A 9,180-nucleotide genomic window follows, 5' to 3' on the forward strand; every position below is an offset into this window, starting at 1 on the left:
TCCCCGGCGAGGAGAGCGGCGACGACTCCGTGGCCGCGGCGATCGAGTACGCGGTGGACGTGCTGAACGTCCGCTCGATCACCGTGTGCGGCCACTCCGGCTGCGGAGCGATGCAGGCACTGCTGACCACCGAACCGGGCGGCGCGCAGACCCCGCTCAAGCGCTGGCTGCGGCACGGCCGCCCGAGCCTGGAGCGGATGGCCGACGACAGCCGCGCGTGGGCGAGGCTCGCCGGGCGGGCGCCCGCGGACGCGGTGGAGCAGCTCTGTCTCACGAACGTCGTCCAGCAGCTGGACCACCTGCGCGCGCACGAGTCGGTGGCCCGCGCGCTGCGCACCGGCGCGCTGGAGCTGCACGGCATGTACTTCCATGTGGGGGAGGCGCAGGCGTACCTGTTGACGGAAGGCGTCTTCGACCACGTGGGGACGACGGACCGGCCGGTCTGAGCCGCCCTCCCCACGGACCGGCAATTCGAACCCCAACCCCCCGAAGTGTGAAAGGTGTTACACCCGCTGAACTCCCCCTCCCCGAGATCCGTGGGTACGAATGACCCGGCTGGTTCTGGAGTCCTACAGGTCTAAACCATTGATCGGCCGACCCTTGTCATCGCCCCCCGGGTCTGATGAGCTGTGGCCTGGGACACAACGGACACCCTGGGAAAGGGAGATGTCGTGAGCAACGAAAGCCTGGCCAACCTCTTGAGGGAGGAGCGGCGCTTCGCTCCGCCGGCTGACCTGGCGGCAGCCGCCAACGTCACGGCCGAGGCGTACGAACAGGCCAAGGCTGACAGGCTCGGCTTCTGGGCGGCGCAGGCCCGCCGCCTGAGCTGGGCCGAGGAGCCGACCGAGACGCTGGACTGGTCGAACCCGCCGTTCGCGAAGTGGTTCGCGGACGGCGCGCTGAACGTCGCGTACAACTGCGTCGACCGGCACGTCGAGAACGGCCTGGGCGACCGGGTCGCGATCCACTTCGAGGGCGAGCCCGGCGACAGCCGGGCCATCACCTACGCCGAGCTGAAGGACGAGGTCTCCAGGGCGGCGAACGCGCTGCTGGAGCTGGGCGTCCAGCCCGGCGACCGGGTCGCGATCTACCTGCCGATGATCCCCGAGGCGGCGGTCGCGATGCTGGCCTGCGCCCGCGTCGGCGCCCCGCACTCGCTGGTCTTCGGCGGCTTCTCGGCGGACGCGCTGGCCACGCGCATCCAGGACGCCGACGCGAAGGTCGTCATCACGGCAGACGGCGGCCACCGGCGCGGGAAGCCGGCGGCGCTCAAGCCCGCCGTGGACGACGCGGTCGCCAAGGCGGGCGGCGTGCGCAACGTCCTCGTCGTACGGCGCACCGGGCAGGACGTCGCCTGGGACGACAGCCGCGACCTGTGGTGGCACGACGTCGTCGGACGGCAGTCCGCCGAGCACACACCGCAGGCCTTCGACGCCGAGCACCCGCTGTTCATCCTGTACACCTCGGGTACCACGGGTAAGCCCAAGGGCATCCTGCACACCTCCGGCGGCTACCTCACGCAGGCGGCGTACACCCATCACGCCGTCTTCGACCTCAAGCCCGAGACGGACGTGTACTGGTGCACCGCCGACATCGGCTGGGTGACCGGGCACTCGTACGTCGTCTACGGGCCGCTCGCCAACGGGGCGACCCAGGTCATGTACGAGGGGACCCCCGACACCCCGCACCAGGGGCGCTTCTGGGAGATCGTCCAGAAGTACAAGGTGTCGATCCTGTACACGGCGCCCACGGCGATCCGTACGTTCATGAAGTGGGGCGACGACATCCCCGCGAAGTTCGATCTCAGCAGCCTGCGGGTCCTCGGCTCCGTGGGCGAGCCCATCAACCCCGAGGCGTGGGTCTGGTACCGCAAGAACATCGGCGCCGAGAAGACGCCCGTCGTGGACACGTGGTGGCAGACCGAGACCGGCGCGATGATGATCTCGCCGCTGCCCGGTGTCACCGAGGCGAAGCCCGGGTCCGCGCAGACGCCGCTGCCGGGGATCTCCGCGACCGTCGTCGACGACGAGGGCAACGAGGTGCCCAACGGGGGCGGCGGCTACCTCGTCCTCACCGAGCCGTGGCCCTCCATGCTGCGCACCATCTGGGGCGACGACCAGCGGTTCATCGACACGTACTGGTCCCGCTTCGAGGGCAAGTACTTCGCCGGGGACGGCGCGAAGAAGGACGACGACGGCGACATCTGGCTGCTGGGCCGCGTGGACGACGTCATGCTCGTGTCCGGGCACAACATCTCCACGACGGAGGTGGAGTCGGCGCTCGTCTCGCACCCCTCGGTCGCCGAGGCGGCGGTCGTCGGCGCGAGTGACGAGACGACCGGGCAGGCGATCGTGGCGTTCGTCATCCTCCGGGGTACGGCGTCGGAGAGCGAGGACCTGGTCTCCGGGCTCCGCGACCACGTGGGCGCGACCCTCGGGCCCATCGCCAAGCCGAAGCGCGTCCTCCCGGTCGCCGAGCTCCCGAAGACCCGCTCGGGCAAGATCATGCGCCGGCTGCTGCGGGACGTCGCCGAGAACCGTGAACTGGGCGACGTCACGACGCTGACCGACTCCACGGTCATGGACCTCATCCAGGCCAAGCTCCCGGCCGCGCCGAGCGAGGACTGACCCCGCCCGACAGAAATGCTCCCGGCACCGAGAAGGGTGCCGGGAGCGAGATCGCCTCCCCGCCCCCGCCTTCGGTACGCTGGTAAAAGTCACGTCAAAGATGCGACAAGATCCCCGGAGGGGATCGTCAAGGTGCGCCGGGAAGTCTGGTCGGCATGTCCGTCGGCATGTCCAGAGACCGGAGGTTCCCCGTGACCGCCCCCCGTAACGCCCGGAAGTTCTTCGGGCGGATGTCGTTGTCCGAGCGGACGTTCGTGGCGGACGCGCTGCGGACCGAGACCGTCGGCGGGGTGCTGTTGCTCGCGGCTGCCGTCGCCGCGCTGGTGTGGGCCAACGTGCCCGCGCTCAAGGGGAGTTACGCGGACGTCAGCGACTACCACCTCGGCCCGTCCGCCCTCGGGCTCGACCTGTCCGTCGCCCACTGGGCCGCCGACGGACTGCTCGCCGTCTTCTTCTTCGTCGCCGGGATCGAGCTGAAGCGCGAACTGGTCGCCGGTGACCTCAAGGACCCCCGGGCGGCGGCGCTGCCGGTCGTCGCGGCGCTGTGCGGGATGGCGGCACCGGCATTGGTCTACACCATCGTCAACGCCGGGGGCGGGGGCTCGCTCGTGGGGTGGGCCGTCCCCACCGCGACGGACATCGCGTTCGCGCTGGCCGTCCTCGCGGTCATCGGGACGTCCCTGCCGAGCGCCCTGCGCGCGTTCCTGCTGACGCTGGCCGTCGTGGACGACCTGTTCGCGATCCTGATCATCGCCGTGTTCTTCACGAGCTCGCTGAACTTCGCGGCGCTGGGCGGCGCGGTGGCGGGGCTGGTCCTGTTCCGGGTGCTGCTGCGCAAGGGCGTGACGGGCTGGTACGTGTACGTCCCGCTCGCCGTCGTCATCTGGGCGCTGATGTACAACAGCGGCGTCCACGCCACGGTCGCCGGCGTCGCGATGGGCCTGATGCTGCGCTGTACGACGCGGGAGGGCGAGACGCGTTCGCCGGGCGAGCGGATCGAGCACCTCGTACGGCCGCTGTCGGCCGGTCTCGCCGTACCCCTGTTCGCGCTGTTCAGCGCGGGGGTGACCGTGTCGGGCGGGGCGCTCGGGGACGTGTTCGGGAAGCCGGAGACGCTGGGTGTCGTGCTCGGTCTGGTCGTGGGGAAGACGCTGGGGATCTTCGGGGGGACGTGGCTGACGGCACGGTTCACGCGGGCGTCGCTGAGCGAGGACCTCGCCTGGGCGGACGTCTTCGCGCTGGCGTCCCTCGCGGGCATCGGCTTCACCGTGTCGCTGCTGATCGGCGAGCTGGCGTTCGACGGGGACTCGGCGCTCACGGACGAGGTGAAGGCCGCCGTCCTGATCGGCTCGCTGATCTCGGCGTGCTGCGCGACCGTCCTGCTGAAGCTGCGCAACGCGAAGTACCGCCGGCTCGCGGAGGACGAGGAGCGCGACGAGGACGCCAGCGGCATCCCGGACGTGTACGAGCGGGACGACCCGGCGTACCACCTGCGGATGGCGGAGATCCACGAGCGCAAGGCGGCCGAGCACCGCCGTATCGCCCGGGACATGGCCGCACAAGTACCGGGCGGGACGGGCGCCGGGGACGGGCGTCCGGCATGATCTGACGGGACGGTACAAATCGAGAGCTTGTGAAGAGGACGAGGGAGAACGCGATGAGCGCACCCGACGACAGCCCGGTCGGCGCCGAACGCAGTGTCGGACAGCTGTTCGCCTCCGCGACGGCCGAGATGTCCGCGCTGGTGCACGACGAGATCGCGCTGGCGAAGGCGCAGCTCAAGCGGGACGTGAAGCGGGGTGCGATCAGCGGGGGCGCGTTCACCGTCGCCGGTGTCGTCCTGCTGTTCTCGCTGCCGATGCTCAACTTCGCGCTGGCGTACGGCATCCGCAGCTGGAGCCACTGGCCCATGGCGGTGTGCTTCCTGCTGTCGTTCGCGGCGAACGTGCTGGTCGCGGTCGTGCTCGGGCTGATCGGCGTGGCCATGGCGAAGAAGGCCGCGAAGAGCAAGGGCCCGCAGAAGGTCGCCGCGTCCATGAAGGAGACCGCCGGCGTTCTCCAGAACGCGAAGCCGCACCCGCGTCCCGAACTCGTCGAGGGCAAAGCCCCGAAGGCCGTCGAGGCTGTGGCACGCTCGACATCATGACGGACCCCTCGACAGCGCCCTCCTCGGTGGTACGACCCGACGGTCCCTGGACGCATCGCGACGTCGCCGCGAACGGCGCCCGCTTCCACATCGCGGAGGCCGGCGAGGGCCCGCTGGTCCTGCTGGTGCACGGCTTCCCCCAGTTCTGGTGGACGTGGCGCCACCAGCTGACGGCGCTCGCGGACGCGGGCTTCCGAGCCGTCGCCCTCGACCTGCGCGGCGTCGGCGGCAGCGACCGCACCCCGCGCGGCTACGACCCGGCGAACCTCGCGCTCGACATCACCGGCGTCATCCGCTCCCTCGGCGAGCCGGACGCGGCGCTCGTCGGCCACGACCTCGGCGGCTACCTCGCCTGGACGGCCGCGGTGATGCGCCCCAAGCTCGTACGGCGCCTCGCGGTCGCCTCGATGCCGCACCCCCGGCGGTGGCGCTCCGCGATGCTCGCCGACGTCAAGCAGACGGCGGCGAGTTCCCACATCTGGGGTTTCCAGCGGCCGTGGCTGCCCGAGCGGCGGCTCGTCGCGGACGACGGGGCGCTGGTCGGCGAGCTGATCCAGGAGTGGTCGGGGCCGGTGCCGCCGGACGAGGAGGCGCTGGAGGTGTACCGGCGCGCGATGTGCATCCCGTCCACCGCGCACTGCTCCATCGAGCCGTACCGCTGGCTGGTGCGCTCCCTCGCGCGGCCCGACGGGGTGCAGTTCTACCGGCGCATGAAGCGCCCGGTGCGCATCCCGACGCTGCATCTGCACGGCTCCCTCGACCCGGTGTCGCGGGCGCGGAGCGCGGCGGGCAGCGCGGAGTACGTGGAAGCCCCGTACCGCTGGCGGCTGTTCGACGGGCTCGGCCACTTCCCGCAGGAGGAGGACCCGGTGGCGTTCTCGTCGGAACTGGTCAACTGGCTGAAGGATCCCGAGCCGGACCGGTGACGTGGCCGAAAGGTCTGGACTATCGGTGTGTGTACGAGCCGATGCGCCCGGTATCCGGACGGGAACGCTTGTCCTACGAACGGCCATGTGCCCGGCGCATAGGCCGATTGAGCGCCCCCAGTGAGGTTATCGACCTTGGGGCGGGGGCAGACGTCGGGGTATGGGCTGGACGCACGACTACAGTGACGCAGCACGCAACCGCCGCTCGGCCGACGGCCTGAGCTCCCACCAGCGAGGCAGCGACCCGGACTTGCCGGGCAGCGACCTCCGGGTGGGCATCCCGCGCATCCTGCGCCGCAGGGCCCGCTGGGTCTCGGTGCGCCTGCGTCACCCACGAGGCTGACCCGGCCCTCCCCTCGCCTTGACGCCTACAGCGCGCAGTTGTCGCTGTCGACCTGCTGGGACGCGGTACGGCCCTCGGTGATGTCCTGCCGGATCTCGTCCGCGGTGAGGGCGTACCCCGTCTGCGGGTCGTCGAGGGACTTCGCGAAGACGACGCCGTAGACCTCGCCCTCCGGGGTCAGCAGGGGGCCGCCCGAGTTGCCCTGACGGACCGTCGCGTACAGGGAGTACACGTCCCGGCGTACCGTGCCGCGCTTGTAGATGTCGGCGCCGGACGCCGCGATGCGCCCGCGGATGCGCGCGGCGCGCACGTCGTACGCGCCGTTCTCGGGGAAGCCGGCGACGATCGCGCCGTCGCCGCTGCCCGCGTCGTCCGTGGTGAAGCGCAGCACGGGCGCGTCGAGGTCGGGGACGTCCAGGACGGCGATGTCGCGCTTCCAGTCGTACAGGACGACTTTCGCGTCGTACTTGCGGCCCTCACCGCCTATCTGGACGGTGGGCTCGTCGACGCCGCCCACGACGTGCGCGTTCGTCATCACGCGGCGCTCGCCGAAGACGAAGCCGGTGCCCTCCAGGACCTTGCCGCAGCTCTCCGCCGTCCCCATCACCTTGACGATGGAGCGCTTGGCCGCGACCGCGACCCGGCTGCCCGCGAGCGCCGGGTCCGGGGGGTCGACCTCGCGGATCGGCTCGTCGGCGAACGGGGAGAAGACCTGCGGGAAGCCGTTCTGCGCGAGGACCGAGGTGAAGTCCTTGAACCAGGAGTCCGCCTGGACCGGCAGCGTCTCCGAGACGCCCAGCAGGACCTTCGAGCCGCGGACCTCCTTGCCGAGCGTCGGCAGCGTCGTCTGCGCGAGCATCGAGCCCAGCAGCCAGGCCACCAGCAGCATCGCCGCGACGTTCACCAGCGCGCCGCCCGTCGCGTCCAGCACGCGCGCGGGGGACCAGGTGATGTAGCGGCGCAGCTTGCTGCCCAGGTGCGTGGTGAGGGCCTGCCCGACGGAGGCGCAGACGATCACGACGACAACGGCGACGACCGCGGCCGTCGTACTGACCTCCGAGCTGTCGGTCAGGGCGTCCCAGACGACCGGCAGGACGTAGACGGCGACCAGGCCGCCGCCCAGGAACCCGACGACCGACAGGATGCCGACGACGAAGCCCTGGCGGTAGCCGACGACCGCGAACCACACGGCCGCGAGCAGCAACAGGATGTCCAGCACGTTCACCGCTCGGCGCCTCGCCTATTCAACTCGCCCTCACTCCGGGTCGGCCTGGGGTCCCTCGTCCGGGGGACACCCTGTCATGACCGCCAGTCCAGCGGGACCTCGTTGCCCTTGTCCCACGGCAGCTCCCAGCCCGCGTAATGGACGATCCGGTCGATCACGCCCGCCGTGAACCCCCACACGAGGGCCGATTCGACCAGGAATGCCGGGCCCCGGTGGCCGCTGGGGTGCACGGTCGTGGCGCGGTGCGCGGGGTTGGTGAGATCCGCCACGGGGACGGTGAACACGCGGGCCGTCTCGGCCGGGTCGACGACACCGACGGGGCTCGGCTTGCGCCACCAGCCCAGCACGGGCGTCACGACGAAGCCGCTCACCGGGATGTACAGCTTGGGGAGCACGCCGAAGATCTGTACGCCCGCGGGGTCGAGCCCCGTCTCCTCCTCGGCCTCCCGCAGCGCGGCCCGCAGCGGGCCGTCGCCCTGCGGGTCGCCGTCCTCCGGGTCCAGCGCGCCGCCGGGGAACGAGGGCTGCCCCGCGTGCGACCTCAGCGAACCGGCCCGCTCCATCAGCAGCAGCTCGGGCCCGCGCTCCCCCTCCCCGAACAGGATGAGTACGGCGGACTGCCGCCCGCCCCCGTCTTTCGGCGGCAGGAACCTGCTCAGCTGCTCCGGCCTGACCGTCCGCACCGCCCGCACCACGGGCTCCAGCCACTCCGGCAGTCCCTCGTCACTGACACCGACACCGACCTCCACCGACACCCCGTCGCCCTCCGCATGCCGCACGACCACACCACCCCCCGCTCTCTCCCTGCCCAACGCCCGGCACCCCCGAGATCGTTCCCCACGCGGATGCTCCTCCCCGGATTCGGCCCCGATCATGTGGGTGTCCACATCCCGGACATGCGGGGTTCGCTTCCGGGTTCGCTTCCGGGTGCGCGCGCGGGTCTCCTCACGCGCTCCCCAGCGGCGGGGCCGCCTTGCCGCCCGCGTCCAGGTACGCCCGGGGCGGGTTCAGGCGCTGGCCGGGGAAGCCGCCCTTCTCGTACTTGAGGAGCTTGCGGGCCTTCTCGGGGTCCGTCTCGCCCTCGCCGTACGCGGGGCAGAGGGGGGCGATGGGGCAGGCTCCGCAGGCCGGCTTGCGGGCGTGGCAGATGCGGCGGCCGTGCCAGATGACGTGGTGGGAGAGGTCGGTCCAGTCGGACTTCGGGAAGAGGTCGCTGATCGCGGCCTCGATCTTCTCGGGGTCCGTCTCCGCCGTCCACCGGAAGCGGCGGACCAGGCGCTGGAAGTGCGTGTCGACGGTGATGCCGGGACGGCCGTACGCGTTGCCCAGGACCACGAACGCCGTCTTGCGGCCGACGCCGGGGAGGGTGACCAGGTCCTCAAGGCGGCCCGGGACCTCGCCGCCGAAGTTCTCGACGAGCGCCTTGGAGAGGCCGATCACGGACTTGGTCTTGGCCCGGAAGAAGCCGGTGGGCCGGAGGATCTCCTCGACCTCCTCGGGGTTCGCCGCGGCGAGGTCCTCGGGCGTGGGGTACTTGGCGAAGAGCGCCGGGGTGGTCTGGTTGACACGCAGGTCGGTCGTCTGGGCGGACAGGACCGTCGCGACGACGAGCTGGAAGGGGTTCTCGAAGTCGAGTTCGGGGTGGGCGTACGGATAGACCTCGGCGAGTTCGCGGTTGATCCGGCGGGCCCGGCGCACGAGCGCCGTACGGGACTCGGTCTTCCCGCCGCCGGTTTTCCCGTCTGCGGACGTTTTCTTCACAGAAGCCTTCTCCGTCATGTCTGCCCTTTTCGTGCCGCCACCAGAGATCCCCCCGACGTCCTGTTCGCCCACAGCGGAATCCCCTGGGGGGACCGCCCGCCCGTTCCCCCCATCCCTCCCGACCAGCCTAGAGCCCGGCACCGGCATCCGCC

9 protein-coding genes are annotated in these 9,180 nt (G+C 71.2%); 6 read left to right on the forward strand and 3 right to left on the reverse strand.

All coding sequences use genetic code 11. The annotated features are described in order from the left end of the window. The 6 genes from AOK24_RS22595 to AOK24_RS50990 all read left to right on the forward strand — a co-directional run. The coding region (locus tag AOK24_RS22595) for a carbonic anhydrase (protein ID WP_167376853.1) at positions 1-446 on the forward strand (446 nt) is incomplete at its 5' end. Positions 447-671: 225 nt separating this feature from the next. After that, a complete protein-coding gene (gene acs, locus AOK24_RS22600) occupies positions 672-2,627 on the forward strand; it encodes an acetate--CoA ligase (protein WP_055721891.1) in 1,956 nt (651 codons plus the stop codon). Between the two features lie 191 nt (positions 2,628-2,818). Next, a complete protein-coding gene (gene nhaA / locus AOK24_RS22605) occupies positions 2,819-4,231 on the forward strand; it encodes a Na+/H+ antiporter NhaA (protein WP_055721896.1) in 1,413 nt (470 codons plus the stop codon). A 53-nt stretch (positions 4,232-4,284) separates the two neighbouring features. Further along, a complete protein-coding gene (locus AOK24_RS22610; protein ID WP_055721892.1) occupies positions 4,285-4,773 on the forward strand; it encodes a phage holin family protein in 489 nt (162 codons plus the stop codon). Next, entirely contained in the window at positions 4,770-5,699 is a 930-nt protein-coding gene (locus AOK24_RS22615) for an alpha/beta fold hydrolase (RefSeq protein ID WP_055721893.1), read from the forward strand. Before AOK24_RS22610 ends, AOK24_RS22615 begins: the two co-directional genes overlap by 4 nt. Before the next feature lie 160 nt (positions 5,700-5,859). Further along, entirely contained in the window at positions 5,860-6,042 is a 183-nt protein-coding gene (locus tag AOK24_RS50990) for a hypothetical protein (RefSeq protein WP_079056939.1), read from the forward strand. Between the two features lie 25 nt (positions 6,043-6,067). On the opposite strand, the gene AOK24_RS22620 is transcribed toward AOK24_RS50990, so the two are convergent. The 3 genes from AOK24_RS22620 to nth form a co-directional block, all read right to left on the reverse strand. Then, positions 6,068-7,267, reverse strand: coding sequence for a MarP family serine protease (locus AOK24_RS22620; RefSeq protein ID WP_055721894.1), 1,200 nt, complete (start codon positions 7,265-7,267; stop codon positions 6,068-6,070). A 74-nt stretch (positions 7,268-7,341) separates the two neighbouring features. Then, positions 7,342-8,046, reverse strand: a complete 705-nt coding sequence (locus AOK24_RS22625) for an NUDIX hydrolase (RefSeq protein WP_206191251.1) — start codon at positions 8,044-8,046, stop codon at positions 7,342-7,344. A gap of 166 nt (positions 8,047-8,212) precedes the next feature. After that, positions 8,213-9,046, reverse strand: coding sequence for an endonuclease III (gene nth / locus AOK24_RS22630; protein ID WP_055721895.1), 834 nt, complete (start codon positions 9,044-9,046; stop codon positions 8,213-8,215). Between the last annotated feature and the right edge of the window lie 134 nt (positions 9,047-9,180).

The organism is Streptomyces niveiscabiei (genome assembly GCF_001419795.1).
Lineage (GTDB): Bacteria > Actinomycetota > Actinomycetes > Streptomycetales > Streptomycetaceae > Streptomyces > Streptomyces niveiscabiei.

What these genes read in the sequence shown, in the direction of transcription:
- nth (WP_055721895.1), bottom strand. Translation starts at nt 9,046, where the DNA reads ATGACGGAGAAGGCTTCTGTGAAGAAAACGTCCGCAGACGGGAAAACC.
- AOK24_RS50990 (WP_079056939.1), top strand. Translation starts at nt 5,860, where the DNA reads ATGGGCTGGACGCACGACTACAGTGACGCAGCACGCAACCGCCGCTCG.
- AOK24_RS22610 (WP_055721892.1), top strand. Translation starts at nt 4,285, where the DNA reads ATGAGCGCACCCGACGACAGCCCGGTCGGCGCCGAACGCAGTGTCGGA.
- AOK24_RS22615 (WP_055721893.1), top strand. Translation starts at nt 4,770, where the DNA reads ATGACGGACCCCTCGACAGCGCCCTCCTCGGTGGTACGACCCGACGGT.